Raw genomic sequence first — 16,791 nt, forward strand, 5'->3', positions numbered from 1 at the left:
CTATTTCTTCACACTTTCTAGAATGACTTTTGCTGCACGTCTTCCAGAAATTGTTGCACCTTCCATCGAGTCAATGTAATCCTGTTGGGTGTAACTACCTGCTAGGAAGAAGTTAGGTATGGGAGTTTTTTGATCAGGACGGTAAGCGTCCATTCCTGGTGCTTCTCTGTATAAAGATTGAGCTAGTTTAACTACGCTGTACCAAGTCATGTTTAGTTCTCTGGACGAAGGGAACAATTCATGAACTTGTTTAAGCACGTGTTGGGCGATCGCCTCGTTACTTTCTTTGATAAACGGATCTCCCGGTGTTAACACCAACTGCATCAACGAACCCTCACCAGGACGATAATAGTCTGCGGGACTGGTTAAAGCCAAATCAGCAAAACAAGAAAAATCTGCATCGGCAGTATATAACAAATTATCTATCCCTTCCGCCTGATTTAACTGTTTACGTTTTTCGGCATCTTGCATTTCTGTCACCCAACCATCAAATCTTAACTGCACTGTCGCCACCGGCACAGCATCAAGTTTATAAATGTTGTCAAATTCTGACCATTTTCGCCATGCTGGGGGTAAAACTCGCTGAATTCCTGGGATATCACAGGCGCATACATAGGCATCAGCGGTAATTACTTCTTCTGTATCACTTTGGGCAACTACTATCCCTGTCACCTTGGTTTCTTGATCAGATTCAGCAAATTGAATTTCCCGCACTTGGCGACGGGTATAGATTTTTGTACCTCTAGCTTCTAAATATTCAATAATTGGTTTATGTAAATATTCGTGGGGTGAACCTTCCAGCATTCGCAAAATAGAAGCTTCTGTTCTGACTGCAAAAAACTGGAAGATTGTCAACATACAACGGGCAGAAATATGATCACAATCAATAAAACCCAAAGCATAAGCGATAGGGTTCCACATCCGTTTAATACTGCCTTTACTGCCCCCGTGACTGTAAAACCAGTCAGAAAAGCTGATTTTGTCTAAATCGCGGATATTTCTCATCGCCCCTTCAAAGTCCACCAAACCCCTAACAATGGGGCTAGTTCCCAGGGCGATCGCATTTTGCAATTTATCCTGAACTGAAAGTTGGGAAGTGGTAAAAAACGCTTTTAAGCCATTGAATGGCGCGCCGGTAATAAAGCGAAAATCTAAAGCTCCTATTTTGCCACCTTTGTTGATAAAAGTGTGCAGATGCTCTTTAAGACGTAAATTATTACCTGCTCCTACCTTCTCCATTAATTCAAATAGATTATAGTAACAGCCAAAAAAGACGTGCAAACCCATTTCTATGTGGTTGCCATCACCATCTACCCAACTGCCAACTTTACCACCGACAAAGGGACGAGATTCAAAAATTTGTACCTCACAACCCGCATCAGCCAAATCTACGGCAGTAGCTAAACCAGCTAATCCCGCACCTACAATTGCAACACGCATTCCCAATTTCCTTATTGCTTACACCAAGCTGCGTTATCAGTTTCTTTACAAATTGTAACTGTCTTGGTGTCAGAATTGGTGATTGATTGGGAAGTGGGGAAAGGTGATGGGGAGACGCACTAAGCGATAGCCTGCGTGGCGTAGCCACAGCCAAAGTGTAGGGAGATGGAGAGAAAAAGATTTTTCCCAATCACCAATCACCAGTCACCAATTACCCATTCTCCTTAGTTTCTTCAGAGGTAGGTAAACTTCTAATTAGTTCACGAATCACATCCGTAGCTGGTCTACCTGTTTGTTGACAATATTTTTCTAATTTTTCTGCTTCCTGGGTTGCCAGGTTGACGGTGATACGTTTAACAGCCCATTTTTTATTAGTCATTATCATGCAACTTGCTATGTGTTAATAGTCATCCAGAATATGTCTGGTGTAAAAGGAGAAAATGATACTATCAGAGATAGTGAAAACAGATCAGAAAATCATCAATAAAACTAAAAATGTTCGGTAAAGTTTGGGTAAAGTTTCCAACAAAGTCAACAGATTATATTGATCTTTTTAACCATAAATTATGCAGCAAGAACCTTCAGAGTTCATTGTAGAAAACCACAGATTAGGGTTTAATTATATAACTCAGTACGCACTTCATACTTATACATACTAACTTAGATGAGATATTGATTGGTAAGAATTCGGGGCTTAGGAATAGCTTGGTAGAGATGAGGAAAGTAAGTGAGATTTTGTCATCAATGCTTAGGTAGATGAGACTTAAAAACTATAGTTATGATTAAGTGAAAAGCAAAAATAAATAATCAAAATTTATTATCAGTAATTAAACGGATATGAACTCAGATTGGAGAAGGTAAATATTAGTTGCTTAGTTAGTTTGTACTGTACTGTTATTAGCTAAACAGTGACAACATGAATGTCATGTAATCATCCAGGAATTAGGAGTCAGGATATCCTAACTCCTTTTAATTAACTTTTAGGAAATTGGGGCATAAGTTGGAGAGTACCGATACCTAAATCCTGAGCAGAAAGCGATCGCACTTCAAATAGTGCCATCATGTCCTTTAACTGGGGATTGCCACGAGAAGCACCGGTTAAACCCTTAGCAATAATCAGGCCGCAATAACCATTAGTTTTCTCACAGCGTTGATTCCATTTTTTCCTAGCCTCAACATGAGTCGGATCATGATCCAAAAATTCCCCAAACAGGAACAATTCCTCATTCTCTGTTTGTAACAAACCTAAATCATATCGTTCACCCTCTAAAGGATTAGCTCCTGGATTAAAACAAATAGCTTTCAATCCTCCAGCAGCTTGAATATTCTCAATAATAGTTTTAGCCTTGGGACGAGAAGTTTGAATTAAAATCACAGGTAAACCATCACCGACTGGTTTAATTTCCTCTCCTACATGGATTTTTACCTCTTGACGTAAAGAATTCAACATTTCCCAAGAAATTACCCCCAAATTTAGAAAAGAATCATCTGGGATCAAATCATCTCTTAATGAATGCAATCCTGGTGAATCTAACTCATCTTCATCCAGACCCAAACCTGCCATTTCTTCTAAGTCTGCTGCTAATTCTGGCAGCGTAGAAACCCTGACAGAGACTGACTTAATCTCTTCATCATTGTCAGGGATAGGAATACGATAACGTTTATTGAGAGGGGGAAAATCTTCCTCATATATCTGATGACGATAATCACGCACAAAACGCAGTAAGCTTTCTGTAGCCACCAGTGCTACCAGTGCTTCTTCCTCATATAAAACTGAACGTAAACCTTCCAAGGGGTGAATATTTCCAAAAGTAGGTTCAATTTCCGAAATAGGTAAATCTGCTAAATCCTCATCTTCGTCTTCGTCTTCGTCTTCATCTTCGTTAACCTGATCAAAAGTCAGAAATATACAATCCTGTTTTAAAAAAGCCTCCTCTAAACCTTCGCCATCTTCCATGACATCAGCACGAAACCGTTTGAGAGAATCTTCTGAACGGTAGAATAAGATACCATATTCCATGCCTAGCATTCCCATGACTGAGGCATAAAGTGTCCCGACATCCCATTTATTTATTTCTATGGATAATATTTGTTGTTCTTCTAGAAAATTCCACGGTGCAGCTTTCCAGACTTGATAAGCTTTTTCAGTTAAGAGTTGTGCATATTGAGGCGGTAAATTAGGCACTTGACTGTCAATGATATCCGCAAAAGAGCGGAACATTTCATCAATTAATGGTAATTCTGGCGAGTATTCAATGGTAATATCCAAATCTTGCAAAACTCCCCGCAGATAAAATTGTATTTCTCGGTCTTTGACCACAATTTTCTGGGGTCTACCAGGTTTTGCTGGGCTGTGTGGATGCTCCATAGCTCGCATTAAGGTGCGGACTACTGCTTCTGGACCAAGGGATGGAGAAACTATATCCATACCTCTGACAATACCTTGAGAACCATCTACCCAGAGAATACAGTCTCCCTGAGAATCTTCTGAGTCTCTGTTTTGCTGGGTTGGTGATGACAACGGACGGCGATCACCCTCCCATATAGAATCCATTTGCGTTAAATTCTTCAACCGACGATTGGTAGAGCGATTAAAACTTGTCATAGAGTGAGTTGTCGAAAAATTTATGTAAAAGTAAATTATGGGTATTAGCTAGGATTAGGAGCAAGTTTTCCTGGCTGTTGAAGATTTGTAGTTACTCAAATGGCTTCAATACTGCAAAAATCAAGATGTTTCATCTTTAAAATCAACCTAGTCTCTCAATTCTAGAATAAAAGATCATAAGCTGCTGTTGACAAAGATGGAGAATTTAACTTCTTCACTCGTCAATGTCGCTAGAATAAAAGAAAAAATAGGAAAATCAGCCTAGCGGCTATCAACAGCATACACTGAATCATATTTAGGCTAAATTAAGGAGTGGAAAAACAGATGACACAAGCAACCCAAATTCAAGAACGTGGCATTTTGTTGAGTGAAGCAGCACTACGTCAAGTAAAATCTCTCCAAGCTCAACAAGGGCAAGATTTGTGTTTACGGGTAGGAGTCCGTCAAGGTGGCTGTTCTGGAATGTCTTACATGATGGATTTTGAAGACATCAGCAAGATCACTCCCCAGGATGACGTTTTTGATTATGATGGTTTTAAAATTGTTTGCGATCGCAAGAGTTTGTTATATCTCTATGGATTGATGTTGGATTATAGTAATGCCATGATCGGCGGTGGTTTTCAATTCACTAACCCCAATGCTTCTCAAACCTGCGGTTGCGGTAAATCCTTCGGAGTGTAATATATATAGTCAATGGTCAGATGTTAGGTGACAGGTGACAGGTTACAGGTTACAGGTGACAGGTTACAGGTTACAGGTGACAGGTGACAGGTGACAGGTGACAGGTTACAGGTGACAGGTTACAGGTGACAGTAATAATTTTACCAATTACCAATTACCAATTACCTCTGACTAATGACTAATGACTAATGACTAATGACAAATGACTAATGACAAATGACTATAGCAATTGAAGAATTATTTGATACTGGTTTAAAAAGATATAAAGAAGGCGAGTCTGTAGCAACTTTAATTCCCGTATTTAAAGAAGTGTGCGATCGCTCTCCTAGAGCTAGTTCAGCGTGGATTTGTTTATCTTGGTTATATCTTCTAGATGATCAAGGCCAGTTAGCTTATAAAGCTGCAAGCAAAGCTGTTAAAATTAATCCTCAAGATCCACAAGCGAGAATTAATCTAGCTTTAGCAATGTTAGAAACCGGTCACAAAGGTTTGCGAGAACATATTGACTTTGCCCAACAGTTGATTTTTGTCAACAATGAATGGGAAGAAGAAGTTAAAAATAGCATTGAAGATGGTTTAACCAGAAAACCAGATTGGAAAAACCTAACTAAAGTGAGAAAATGGCTATTTGAAGAATAATTTGTAATTCGTAATTTGTAACTCATAATTCGTAATTTGTAATTGCGAATTATGCTAATTAACTAAAAAAAATGACATCAATAATATGAAAGATAAAGTATTGAATTGGGTAAATACAATATTAGTTATTGACTTTTTCTTGGTAATTTTAGGATTTGGGTGGTTTGCTATAGCTGTGATTGGCAATGCTTCAGGAATCAACTTAGGTTTAGATTTATGGCATAAATTATGGCAGCCACTATTTAACCCAGCCATAGGTATATTGATGGGTGGGGCATTATTAAGTGGTATTAGTAGTTGGGTGTCTAAGAAATTGATGAAAAGTTAGTTAGGATAAAAACTGCTCCATTTCTTGTAATAACATCTGACTGTCTTTCCAAGGATTAATTTTACCGTCACGAGAAACTTTTGCAATAAATGGAGCAGGATGCTTGCGAACAAACTTTTCCATTTTGTCAATTGCTTTAATAAAAATTTCTGCCATTTCTTCGCCTTTTAAACCTTGGGAAGTCAAAATAAACATTTTGATTTGAGCGCGAGCAATAGCAATTCTTTCTAACTTGTTTCTGCTGATTCTATCATCTTTAGTCAAAACAACCCAACCTTTTTTACCTATTTCTGGTAGCCAGTCTACATCTTGAGTTCCTTGACCAAAATGTTCATCGTGAATTTCCACGAAAATACCTGCATTGCGAAGTTTTGCGGGAACAGTTCCTGTACCTAAACATCTATCAATAAAAAAGGTAATTGACTTAGGTGTGGTCATGCAACAACAGGTAATTCACAGCGGATAGCTTCTTCAATTTTCAGGCGATCGCAGTTATAATCAAAGGCAAGATCCTCGATTGATTCACCAGCCTTTAATCGTTCAGCTAAAACCGTAGTAGGAATTCCTGTCTCAGCAATCACAAGACGACCAAAAGCAATTCTGGGATCAATTACAACAATGCGTGGGTTATCTTCTTCTTGAGAACAAGTAAATGGAAAAAGTTTAATAGCAAGTCCATTCTTGTCAAACTCAATGCGTTGAAAATGAGTATTAAAAGCATTTTTCAAATCTGTTCGCCAGTATTCTGAGGCATTATTAATCAGAGAACTATATTTTTCTATGAATAAGTCAACTCCATGAGATCGGAATTGTTCACGGGCTAAAAAGTGTGATAATTGCAACTGATCCTCAATTTCATCAAGAGCAATTCTTACCTTATCGCGTTGCATTTGGTGGTGTTTACGAATAGCTCTAAGAACATGAATTTCAACGAGGTTGATAAATGAAAGGAGTTTTGGTTTAATATCTTGAGTTAAAATTAGTTTTTTGGAGAATTGAGAACCATTTGATATTGGTGCTATCCAAGATCGAATAGTACCTGCTGGAATACGTAGGTATTTAGCGGCATCGCTAATAGAATAGGCAGGAATATCTCTAGGATCAACTTCTCCATAAAGGTTTTTCATAAACTTACCTACCAGAGATGTTCTTGTTTATTATTTATATCATGTTTGGGATATTGGGATATCAATAATATCAATTATTGAAGGGAATAGGGTGTAAGATGTAAGGAAAAAATTTATTATTTCTCCTGACTCTTATTACCCATTACCTATTATTTCAAAATTTCCTTTAATGCTGATTGCAAATTCGGATACTGATAATTAAAACCTGTAGATTGGGTACGTTGAGGTAATACTTTTTGTCCTTCTAAAACCACAATTGCCCCATCACCTAACATCGCTTCCAAGGCAAAACCAGGCACAGGCAACCAAGAAGGACGATTCATCACTTGCCCCATCGTATTACTTAAATCTGTCATCCGCACCGGATTAGGGGCAGTGGCATTATACACACCTTTCATATTAGGCTGAGTTAAAGCTCGAATAATTAAATTCACCATATCATCTAGGTGAATCCAAGAAAACCACTGACGACCGTTACCAATAGGACCACCTGCAAAAAGTTTAAAGGGAGTAATCATTTTCCCCAAAGCGCCACCATGACCTAAAACAATGCCAAAGCGCAAGATTACCAAACGCACATCAGTCTCTGTTACCTTTTTGGCTTCTGCTTCCCATTCTTGACAGACTTGGGCTAAAAAATCTTGACCGGAGGGGCTATTTTCTTCAAAAGTAGCGGTTTCGCTCGTACCGTAGTAACCAATGGCTGAAGCGTTGACTAGCACAGTAGGTTTGGGGTTAGCTTTAGCGATCGCTTCGACAAGTTTTTGTGTACATAATTTGCGGCTATTGAGGATGGCTTGCTTCCGTTCCGGTGTCCAGCGTTCTTCAGCAATGGGTTCTCCTGCCAAATTCACCACACCATCACAACCAACAACCGCATCTTGCCAAGCACCGGATACATTTGGTGTATAAGCCCTGATTTCGACATTGGGAAAAGCCTGAGATGGAAAAACCTTATGGGCATGATTGGTGTTTCGGCTTAATACTAAGACTTTATTACCTTCATCTTGCAGCCGTTTCACTAAACGACTACCTACAAATCCTGTGGCTCCCGTGATTACTACTTTCATTGTTAACCTAAACTCAAGCACATTGTACCAGTCTTCACTGTTAACTTAATTTAACAATTTTTGAGGCTGTACTGTCTGTTGTTAAGTTAGTTAATATTCTTGACAGAAATGAATCTTGAAACATACATTATACAAGATTTCTAGCACTGTTACCTATCACCTGATTAACTGGCGTGTTCCCAGTCACTGAGTAATTCACGTTGCTGGGTTTTGGCTTTGGTTTTACGGACAGGTACTTTAGGAGTACCAATATCTACATTAGCAAAAGACTGTTTTATCTTTTTGGTAGACTTTTTTTCTTGTGTTGTAGTCATGGTTGTATAGCTTAGATATAACTCCGGTTCTAATCTATAACATCATTTTTTTGTCAACACATTCCGGAAGAAATATTTTATTTTGTCAGAAAGTTTGTATGTACAATCAGGCTATCGAGAAATAGTAGGATTAACTACAGAAAAACCTTCTCTTTTAGATTGGGTATATCTTTCCTCTACTTGAAAATTTATTCGATGACTAATCTTGCCAGTTCTAGCTTCCAGCCTCCATTTTCCAGGGCGTAAATGCCAAAAAATCTCATTATTTGACTGTGTAGATAACCTTTGACCATTTAGCCACCACTCGACAGACTGATGAGAATTTCCAGCTAGTTTAAATTCTAGTTTTTGCTGTTCTTTTTCACCGGGATAGATCAGAAATAAATCACCATCACGGGGTGATAAAATTCTTAATTGATCAGAAATAAAATTTGATTGTGGTTGTTTTTCTAACCATTGATTATACACAGGTGATAAATGGAAATCAGTAGAATTTTCGTAAGCAATTTTATCTGTGGGTGCAAAATATTCCTGTACTACTGAATCACAATCAGGTGTAGGTTTCAACCCAGTGTTGGCACAGATGGGCAATTGCACTAACCCTGCTGGTGCTGAAAAGTCAGCAGGAGTTTGATGTTCATGTAAATGTAACATGATGCGATTCCACAAAGGTGCAGCACCTGTAACACCAGAGACCTGACGCATGGGTTCACCGTTGAAATTTCCTACCCAAGTAGCGACGGTGTAGTCAGTGGAAAAACCTACTGTCCATGTATCTCGATAGTTAGACGAAGTGCCAGTTTTGACAGCTGTGGGGAAGGGTAGGTTTAATACTGAGTCTACACCAAAAGCATTGGCGCGGGCATAGCGATCGCTTAACATATCAATAATTAATTGCCAGTTTATAGGTTGGGAAATGGAAGATTGAGAAGGGGATGAAGGATGATTTAAGATAGTAATTAAAGGCTGTTTTTCTCCTAAGTTAGCTATGGTTAAATAAGCCCGTGCTAATTCCCATAAGCTCACCTCACCACCACCCAAAGCCAAACCCAAACCATAATATTCAGAACTTTGATTTAAGTTTTTAAAACCTAATTGATGCAGACGATTTAAAAAAGTATCTACACCGATTTTTTCTAATGTTCTAACTGCGGGGATATTTAAAGAATTTGCTAAAGCAATTCTCACTCTTACAGGCCCTAAAAATTGATTTGTATAATCTTTGGGACTATATAATTTTGCACCGGGAATGGCATAATGGGAAGGAACATCAGCTAAAATAGAATTAGGTTTAATCACACTTTTTTCTAATGCTAATTCATAGATAAAAGGTTTCAAGGTAGAACCGGGTTGACGTAAAGCTTGTACACCGTCATTCCGTCCTAATTTGACATCATTAAAATAATCAGGTGAACCAACATAAGCGACAACTTCCCCAGAATGGTTATCAATGACTAAAGCTGCTGCATCATTGACATTTTTATCATTTAAAGAATCAAGCACCTGTTTTACTTGTGCTTCTACAAACTGTTGTAAAGGGAGATTGATAGTAGTTTGAATTAGCAAAGATTCCAGTTCCCCTCCTTGCTTGCGGAGAGGATTATTTTGCTGTGCTAACCAAAATAAAAAATGAGGTGCAGCAATAATTCCCTGTTGACGAGATTGAAAGACTACCTTTTCTTGATATGTTTTTTCGGCTATTTCTTCGCTGATATAACCATCTTGTACCATTTGCTTTAAAACATATTTTTGGCGTGTTTTTAGTCTTTTCCAGTGTTGATAAGGATTAAAATAATTGGGATTATTAGGAATTGCAGCTAATAGAGAAGATTGGGCTAAATTTAATTCTTGTGCAGGGATAGAAAAATAAATTTGTGCTGCTGCTTCTACACCATAAATATTTCCTCCCATCGGTAAACGATTAATATAAGCTGCTAGAATTTCATCTTGATTCATTCCTGCGAATAATCGCCAAGATAACCAAATTTCTTTGAATTTACCATTAATATTCCGGGGTGAATTTTCTAGCATTCGTGCTAATTGCATGGTAATGGTGGAAGCACCAGAAACAATTTTTTGATGAGAAAGAGAATTTTTGGTAGCGCGGATAATTGCTTTTAAATCTAATGCACCATGTTGGTAAAAGTTACCGTCTTCTGCTGCTAAGATGGCGTTGATAAATTGGGGTGAAATTTGATTTAATGGTACAATTGATGTATGCTCTTGGTCACGGGTGAGGATTGTTCCTAATGGTAAATTGTTGCGATCTGTAAATTGCAATGCTAGTTGTTTTTGGGCTATGTCTTGGCTATGAATAGGTGCAAAATAGGGTAATATTCGGATTGTTAGGCAGATAATAATGATGGTCAGGATATATTTATTGAAATAACGAAAATAGGATATTATCTCACGCAAAGACGCAGAGACGCGGAGAGTTAATTTTTTTAGGTTTTTAAGTTTCATAGGTTTAGATTTCAAGAGTTATTGAGCAGATTTCATAAATAATTAATATTTCTTCAATATTAAGATTTGTATGTTTTTCGGGAACAAATTACACCTAATTAGTTATCTATATAAGGAAGTAAGAGTTAGCAACAATCATATAAAAGTAATTTTTAAAAACCTCTTACCTCTGTGTCCTCTGTGTCTCTGGGGTTCGTTACTTTATTAGAACTGTAAGAGAACTAAAATTTATCATGTAGAGGAATGAAAATTTTAGAGATTTAAGTTATATAAATTAAAAAACATGAAAAAACTACTAAAACTGTTATTTATCATCACTTTAATATTAACTATATCTGGTTGTGTTGCTGTTACCCCAGGTAGGGAAAAGTTACCAACGGTGGGACAATTGACACCTCCCAAGTTACCAGAATGGATAGAACAAATAAGTCCTGTGGGAGATGGGGATACTCTCAGTCAAATTAGAATTAGATTTACAGCACCTTTAATTCCTGTGGAAAGTTTGGATAGTCCAAAGCAGGAGAATATATTAAATAAATTTGAACTTTGGCCTCCTTTACCGGGTAAATTTCGTTTTTTAACACCGCGTATGGTAGGTTTTCAAGCTGACAAAGCTTTACCGATAGCAACGAGAGTTCAAGTTACTTTAAAATCTGGTTTACAGGATTTAGAAAATCATATTCTAACAAAAGATTTAGCTTGGACTTTTCAGACTCCAGAGATAAAATTGATTAATTTACCCGGTGTTAATCAAGTTGAAAAAGCGGAGTTGCAACCAGTTGATATTAAACCAGAATTAAAATTTACATCGAATGTAGAGTTAAATATAGATTCTGTTCAACAACATTTACAGTTAATTCCTAATGGTCAAGAACCAGAGGGAAATTTAAGAGTTGAATTAGTTGAGGAAGAAGAACTAGAAAATTTAGATCCTTTGGCAAAGTTTGACCCTTCTGCACGGAATTGGGTTTATAATATTACCCCATTTAAAAATTTAGAAAAATCTACTGTTTATCATTTGGTTTTTTCTCCTGGGATTGTTCCTGCTTATGGTAATTTACCTAGTAATCAAGAATTTGTGAGTAAGTTAGCGACTTATGCACCTTTGAAATTTCAAGGAATTAAAAATTATGGACAACCAGACGCAGGGGGGACTTATGGTAGATTTGTTAAAGGTAGTCCTCAGCTAGAATTTAATAATGTTTTAGTTGCGGATTCTGTCAAAGCTAGTATTAAAATTGAACCTCAACCTCAAAATATTGATCGGGTTTTACAAATCTATGATCAAGATAGAATTGTTAGTATTAATCCATATAGTTTAAAACCAGCAACTAATTACACAATTACTATTGATAGAAATTTACAAGATCAGTTTGGACAAAGTTTAGGTAAAACCTTAAAAATTAAATATGATACGGGGGATTTAGCAGGAGATATTCGAGTTCCTAGTGATTTGAATATCTTTCCTAAAAATCAAGAGTTGCAGTTAAATATTACTGCTGTAAATTTACCAGAATCTAAATATCAAGCTGATTATAATGTTGTTAAACCTACGGATTTGGTTTATACTAATGATGCTAATGATTTATTACCTCAACCTGATAAATGGCAAAGTTTTAAAGTTTCAGGTAAGCAAAATCAACCAATTAATATTTCTGTGAAACTCAAAGATAAATTAACTAATAATCAAGGAATGTTAGCGTATGGAGTGCAAGCAAAAACAAATAAATATTTAGAAAATAATCAAAGCTATTGGAGAGAACCAACGACTTATGGAATGGTACAGTTAACAAATTTAGGTGTATTTAGTCAATGGTTTCCAGAATCTGGTTTTGTGAGAGTACATCATTTAGATGATGGTTCACCAGTCAAAGCAGCAGAAATTGAAATTTATCAATCGAAGTTATATCAAAATCAAAAATCACGTCCCCAACCTGTACCCTGTACAACAGGAAAAACTGATGATAGTGGAACTTTGAAATTAGCAAATAACGACTTACAAAAGTGTTATGGTGGTGATAAAAAACTACCAAAATTATTAGTAATTGCGAGAGAAAATCAAGATTGGACATTTACAAGAACTCAAGAATATAGTGGTAGTTATGGTTATGGTATTTATACAGATTGGGAAGATGGTAAACCCAAATCTAGGGGTGTAATTTTTTCTGACAGGGAGTTATATCAACCAGGTGAAAAAGCTGCATTCACTGGTTTTGCAGATTTCTTAGAACAGGGTGAAATTATCCAGGATAAAAATGCTAGTTATCAGTTAACTTTAGAAAATTCCAATGGTAAAAAATTAGACTTAGGGACAAAAAATACGAATGAATTTGGAACATTTGCTTTAGAATTACCAATCCAGAAAAATCAACCTTTAGGATATTATCGAATTATTGCTAAAGGTAAAAATGGAAAAGAAATTTCTGGTAATTTTCGGGTTGCTGAATTTAAACCACCTAACTTTAAAGTAGATTTACAACTCAATAAAGAATTTGCATTAATTGGTGATTTTGTTAATATAGATGTTAATAGTAATTATTTATTTGGTTCACCAGTACAAAGTGGAGAAGCTAAGTATTTTGTTACCCGTCAACAAACTAATTTTATTCCCCAGGGTTGGGAAGAATTTAGTTTTGGTAAACAGTGGTTTTGGCCGGAAGAAAGTCCAAATATTCCCAGTGATGTTTTACAAACAACTACTCAATTAGATGTTAATGGTAAAAATAGTCAAAAGGTGACAGTTGCTAGAGATTTACCCTATCCGATGAATTATCGGGTAGATGTGCAAGTTGCTGATGTTTCTAATTTATCAGTTGCTAATTCTCAGACTTTTACTGCTTTACCTAGTCCGCGATTAATAGGTTTGAAAAGCAATTTTGTTGCTAACACAGGTAAGAAGTTTCCTGTGGAATTCGTTGTTACTGATGCAAAAGGTCAAACTTTAGAAAATCAAAGTATTAGATTAAAATTGCAAGAGATAAAATATAGTAGTGTAACTCAGGTTGTCGAAGGTAGTGGAACACCAAAAAATCAAGTTGAATATCAAACAGTTGCAAAAGCAGAGGTTAAATCTGCTAGTGTTCCCAAAACGGTAATTTTTAAACCTCAAAAATCAGGTTCTTATAGAATTCAAGCTAATTTTACTAATAGTTTAGATCAGGTAACAGCGACAGATTTACAAATTTGGGTAACAGGAGAAAACAAAGTATTTTGGGGTGGTGAAGAAAAGGATAAATTAACAATAAAATTAAATAAAAAAGAATATAAAATTGGGGAAACTGCAACAGCTTTAATTCAATCTCCCTATGCAGCAGGAGAGTTATATTTTGCAGTTATTAAAGATAAACCTCTCTATCAACAAATTACCACAGTTAAGGGAGGTGCGCCACAAATTCAATTTACTGTCACTCCAGAAATGCTACCTAATGCTGCGGTACAAGCAGTTTTAGTTAGACAAGGTAAAGCATTACAAGAAATCAAAACCCAAGGTTCAGAGTTAACAAGTTTAGATAATTTAGCACGGATAGGTTTTGCACCTTTTCAAGTAAATTTGTCAGATAAATATTTAAAAGTACAAGTTACACCAAATCAAAAAACCTTAGAACCAGGAAAAGAGGAAACTTTAGAATTAACATTGAAGGATAGTCAAGGAAACCCAGTTTCAGGACAATTTACTGTTATGGTTGTCAATGAAGCGGTGTTACAACTTGCGGGTTATCGTCCTCCAAATTTAGTGGATACTGTTTATGCAGAACAAGCAATTTCTACTCGGTTTAGTGATAACCGTCCTGATGTAAGATTAACTTCACAAACTGCAATTTTACCTAAAGGTTGGGGTTATGGTGGTGGTTTATCCAGTGCTTTAGCAAATACACGAATAAGAGAAGATTTTCAACCTTTAGCTTATTACAATGGTGCTGTAATTAGTGATGAAAATGGCCAAGCTAATATTAGTTTTAAATTACCAGATGATTTAACCACTTGGCGAATAATGGTAGTTGCTACCGATGGAAATTTACGCTTTGGAAATGGTGAAGAGACATTTATTACCACCAAACCATTAATAACTAATGCTATTATCCCCCAATTTGCCAGATCAGGCGATCGCATTCTTGCAGGTTTATCTATTACCAACACCACTAAAAACACCGGAACTTTAAATATTAATGGTGAAGTTAGCGGTTCATTAAAATTTGCCGAAAACAACCCCAAAACTCAAAATTTACGCACAAAATCACAGTCAAAAACCCAAGCTTACCGCTTTCCCATGATTGCAGAAACAGCAGGAGAAAGTAAAATTACCTTTGCAACACAGTTAAATAATATCACTGATGCGTTTACAGTTCCTTTGGAAATTAAACCTTTAGGAATTACAGAACAAGTTGTAGAAACTGGAATTACTGATAACCAAGTAAAAATCCCCTTAAATATTGATAAAAATAACATCAACACAGCAATAGGAGGTTTAGAAATTCAACTAGCAAGTACCTTAATTCCAGAAATTAAAGCCCCCGCAAATCAAGTTTTAACAGATGAGAATTTACCATTTGCAGAACCGGCAGCAAGTCAATTATTAATAGCTGTTAATTTACAGGAATTAAGCCAAAAATATAATCAAACATTCTCGGAATTTAATCCCCAGCAACAAGCTAAACTGGCAATTTCTCAACTCCAGCAATTGCAAATTATTGATGGTGGTTTTGCAGCATTTCCCGGACAAGAAAAATCAGATCCTTGGGTTTCTGCTTACGCTGCGGAATCATTAGTTAAAGCTAATCAAACTTACCCGAATTTAGTAAATGATAAAATTCTCTCTCAGTTAAAAACTTATTTACAAAAAGTCCTTGCTAACCCTGGACAATATAAGTTTTGTAAATCTAGACTTTGCCAATCTCAACTACGACTTAATGCTTTAATTGCTTTATCAGAATTAGGTGATCAACGCAATAGTTTCTTATCAGATATTTATCAACAACGGGAAAAATTTGATCTGGTGACGCAAATTAAATTAGCACGATATTTATACGAATTTCCTGAATGGCAAGATCAAGCACAAATTATCAGATTAGAATTACAAAAAAACATCTATGAAACTGGACGTAACGCAGTTGTCAACCTACCAAAAAGCTGGACTTGGATGGCTTCACAGTCAACTGTCCAAGCCCAAGCATTACGGTTATTTATAGCCCAAAAAACATCACCAGAAATTATTGATAAACTGCTACAAAGTCTTTTAAATTTACGCCGAGAAGGTACATGGCAAACAACATTTAATAATGCCCAAGCCTTAACAGCATTAGTAGAATATAGTCAACTACAACCTAAACCCTCTAACTTTAAAGCCACGGTAAATTTAGCAGGTAGAAAAATAGTAGAAACTCGATTTAATGATTATCAAAATCCAAGTTCACAGATAGACATAGATATGAAAAAATTACCACTTGGTAATCATGATTTAATCTTGCAAAAGTCTGGAAATGGCAAATTACATTATTTAGCAACTTATAAATATCGCTTACAAGGAATACAAACAGGAAAATTTAAGGGTTTGCGAGTAACGCGAGAAATCAGTAAAGTTAATGATGAGAAAGTAATTCAAAAAACAGGAATGTATGCTTTTGATAAACCTTTAATTTTACAACCTGGAGAAGTCTTTGATATTGGTTTAGAAATAATAGCTGATCATCCCATAGATCATTTAGTAATTAAAGATCCCTTACCCGCAGGTTTTGAAGCAGTAGATCAAAGTTTTCAAACTGCTACACCCGCATTACAAGCAAAAGCAGATAGTTGGCAAATAGGATATAAAACTATCTATAAAGATAGAATTGTTTCCTATGCAGATCATCTAGAAGCGGGAGTTTATAGCTTACATTATTTAGTCCGTTCTGTGACTCCAGGAACATTTTTATGGCCTGGTGCAGAAGTATATCTGCAATATGCACCAGAAGAATTTGGCCGCAGTGCAGATTCAATTGTGATTTTGGAGGAGAAAAAGTAATAATTCTAATTGGCGTTGATGGAAATGTAGCGTTTCGCACTGAAAATGTGAACATAAGGTTAAGAAATTCAGTGAAATTATAGATACTTGATTTAAAACCCACCATTCGCAGGAGATATTGTA

12 protein-coding genes are annotated in these 16,791 nt (G+C 36.3%); 4 read left to right on the forward strand and 8 right to left on the reverse strand.

What is annotated here, in order from left to right; translation table 11 throughout:
- The 3 genes from zds to WJM97_RS09155 form a co-directional block, all read right to left on the reverse strand.
- Window positions 1-1,440: a 9,9'-di-cis-zeta-carotene desaturase gene (gene zds, locus WJM97_RS09145; protein ID WP_353932726.1), complete on the reverse strand. Its 1,440-nt coding sequence runs from the start codon at window positions 1,438-1,440 to the stop codon at window positions 1-3.
- A gap of 211 nt (window positions 1,441-1,651) precedes the next feature.
- Window positions 1,652-1,825 carry a CopG family transcriptional regulator gene (locus WJM97_RS09150; protein ID WP_353932727.1) on the reverse strand — a complete coding sequence of 58 codons (174 nt, stop codon included), beginning with the start codon at window positions 1,823-1,825 and terminating at the stop codon, window positions 1,652-1,654.
- A gap of 588 nt (window positions 1,826-2,413) precedes the next feature.
- Window positions 2,414-4,045 (reverse strand): hypothetical protein, encoded by a 1,632-nt coding sequence (locus WJM97_RS09155; RefSeq protein ID WP_353932728.1) that lies wholly within the window; start codon window positions 4,043-4,045, stop codon window positions 2,414-2,416.
- Window positions 4,046-4,369: 324 nt separating this feature from the next.
- Between WJM97_RS09155 and WJM97_RS09160 the strand changes: the two genes are divergently transcribed.
- The 3 genes from WJM97_RS09160 to WJM97_RS09170 all read left to right on the forward strand — a co-directional run bounded on the left by WJM97_RS09160 (window position 4,370) and on the right by WJM97_RS09170 (window position 5,693).
- Entirely contained in the window at window positions 4,370-4,726 is a 357-nt protein-coding gene (locus tag WJM97_RS09160; protein ID WP_353932729.1) for an iron-sulfur cluster assembly accessory protein, read from the forward strand.
- A 216-nt stretch (window positions 4,727-4,942) separates the two neighbouring features.
- A complete protein-coding gene (locus tag WJM97_RS09165; RefSeq protein WP_353932730.1) occupies window positions 4,943-5,365 on the forward strand; it encodes a hypothetical protein in 423 nt (140 codons plus the stop codon).
- Between the two features lie 85 nt (window positions 5,366-5,450).
- The gene (locus WJM97_RS09170) at window positions 5,451-5,693 is read left to right on the forward strand and encodes a hypothetical protein (protein ID WP_353932731.1); all 243 of its coding nucleotides are present in this window, start codon (window positions 5,451-5,453) and stop codon (window positions 5,691-5,693) included.
- On the opposite strand, the gene WJM97_RS09175 is transcribed toward WJM97_RS09170, so the two are convergent.
- From WJM97_RS09175 to pbpC, 5 genes are all read right to left on the reverse strand, one after another.
- A complete protein-coding gene (locus WJM97_RS09175; protein ID WP_353932732.1) occupies window positions 5,694-6,131 on the reverse strand; it encodes a hypothetical protein in 438 nt (145 codons plus the stop codon). It lies immediately after the preceding gene.
- Window positions 6,128-6,820 carry a DUF433 domain-containing protein gene (locus tag WJM97_RS09180; protein WP_353932733.1) on the reverse strand — a complete coding sequence of 231 codons (693 nt, stop codon included), beginning with the start codon at window positions 6,818-6,820 and terminating at the stop codon, window positions 6,128-6,130. The genes WJM97_RS09175 and WJM97_RS09180 overlap by 4 nt, the downstream gene beginning before the upstream one ends.
- Before the next feature lie 149 nt (window positions 6,821-6,969).
- Complete coding sequence (locus WJM97_RS09185; protein ID WP_353932734.1) at window positions 6,970-7,890, reverse strand: TIGR01777 family oxidoreductase; 921 nt, start codon at window positions 7,888-7,890, stop codon at window positions 6,970-6,972.
- Between the two features lie 164 nt (window positions 7,891-8,054).
- Window positions 8,055-8,204, reverse strand: coding sequence for a hypothetical protein (locus WJM97_RS09190; RefSeq protein WP_353932735.1), 150 nt, complete (start codon window positions 8,202-8,204; stop codon window positions 8,055-8,057).
- A gap of 111 nt (window positions 8,205-8,315) precedes the next feature.
- Window positions 8,316-10,667: a penicillin-binding protein 1C gene (gene pbpC, locus WJM97_RS09195; protein ID WP_353932736.1), complete on the reverse strand. Its 2,352-nt coding sequence runs from the start codon at window positions 10,665-10,667 to the stop codon at window positions 8,316-8,318.
- Between the two features lie 283 nt (window positions 10,668-10,950).
- Between pbpC and WJM97_RS09200 the strand changes: the two genes are divergently transcribed.
- Complete coding sequence (locus WJM97_RS09200; RefSeq protein WP_353932737.1) at window positions 10,951-16,668, forward strand: alpha-2-macroglobulin; 5,718 nt, start codon at window positions 10,951-10,953, stop codon at window positions 16,666-16,668.
- Window positions 16,669-16,791 lie beyond the last annotated feature (123 nt).

This window comes from Okeanomitos corallinicola TIOX110 (assembly GCF_038050375.1).
In the GTDB taxonomy this organism is placed as follows: Bacteria; Cyanobacteriota; Cyanobacteriia; order Cyanobacteriales; family Nostocaceae; genus Okeanomitos; species Okeanomitos corallinicola.

What these genes read in the sequence shown, in the direction of transcription:
- zds (WP_353932726.1), bottom strand. Translation starts at nt 1,440, where the DNA reads ATGCGTGTTGCAATTGTAGGTGCGGGATTAGCTGGTTTAGCTACTGCC.
- WJM97_RS09150 (WP_353932727.1), bottom strand. Translation starts at nt 1,825, where the DNA reads ATGATAATGACTAATAAAAAATGGGCTGTTAAACGTATCACCGTCAAC.
- WJM97_RS09155 (WP_353932728.1), bottom strand. Translation starts at nt 4,045, where the DNA reads ATGACAAGTTTTAATCGCTCTACCAATCGTCGGTTGAAGAATTTAACG.
- WJM97_RS09160 (WP_353932729.1), top strand. Translation starts at nt 4,370, where the DNA reads ATGACACAAGCAACCCAAATTCAAGAACGTGGCATTTTGTTGAGTGAA.
- WJM97_RS09165 (WP_353932730.1), top strand. Translation starts at nt 4,943, where the DNA reads ATGACTATAGCAATTGAAGAATTATTTGATACTGGTTTAAAAAGATAT.
- WJM97_RS09170 (WP_353932731.1), top strand. Translation starts at nt 5,451, where the DNA reads ATGAAAGATAAAGTATTGAATTGGGTAAATACAATATTAGTTATTGAC.
- WJM97_RS09175 (WP_353932732.1), bottom strand. Translation starts at nt 6,131, where the DNA reads ATGACCACACCTAAGTCAATTACCTTTTTTATTGATAGATGTTTAGGT.
- WJM97_RS09180 (WP_353932733.1), bottom strand. Translation starts at nt 6,820, where the DNA reads ATGAAAAACCTTTATGGAGAAGTTGATCCTAGAGATATTCCTGCCTAT.
- WJM97_RS09185 (WP_353932734.1), bottom strand. Translation starts at nt 7,890, where the DNA reads ATGAAAGTAGTAATCACGGGAGCCACAGGATTTGTAGGTAGTCGTTTA.
- WJM97_RS09190 (WP_353932735.1), bottom strand. Translation starts at nt 8,204, where the DNA reads ATGACTACAACACAAGAAAAAAAGTCTACCAAAAAGATAAAACAGTCT.
- pbpC (WP_353932736.1), bottom strand. Translation starts at nt 10,667, where the DNA reads ATGAAACTTAAAAACCTAAAAAAATTAACTCTCCGCGTCTCTGCGTCT.
- WJM97_RS09200 (WP_353932737.1), top strand. Translation starts at nt 10,951, where the DNA reads ATGAAAAAACTACTAAAACTGTTATTTATCATCACTTTAATATTAACT.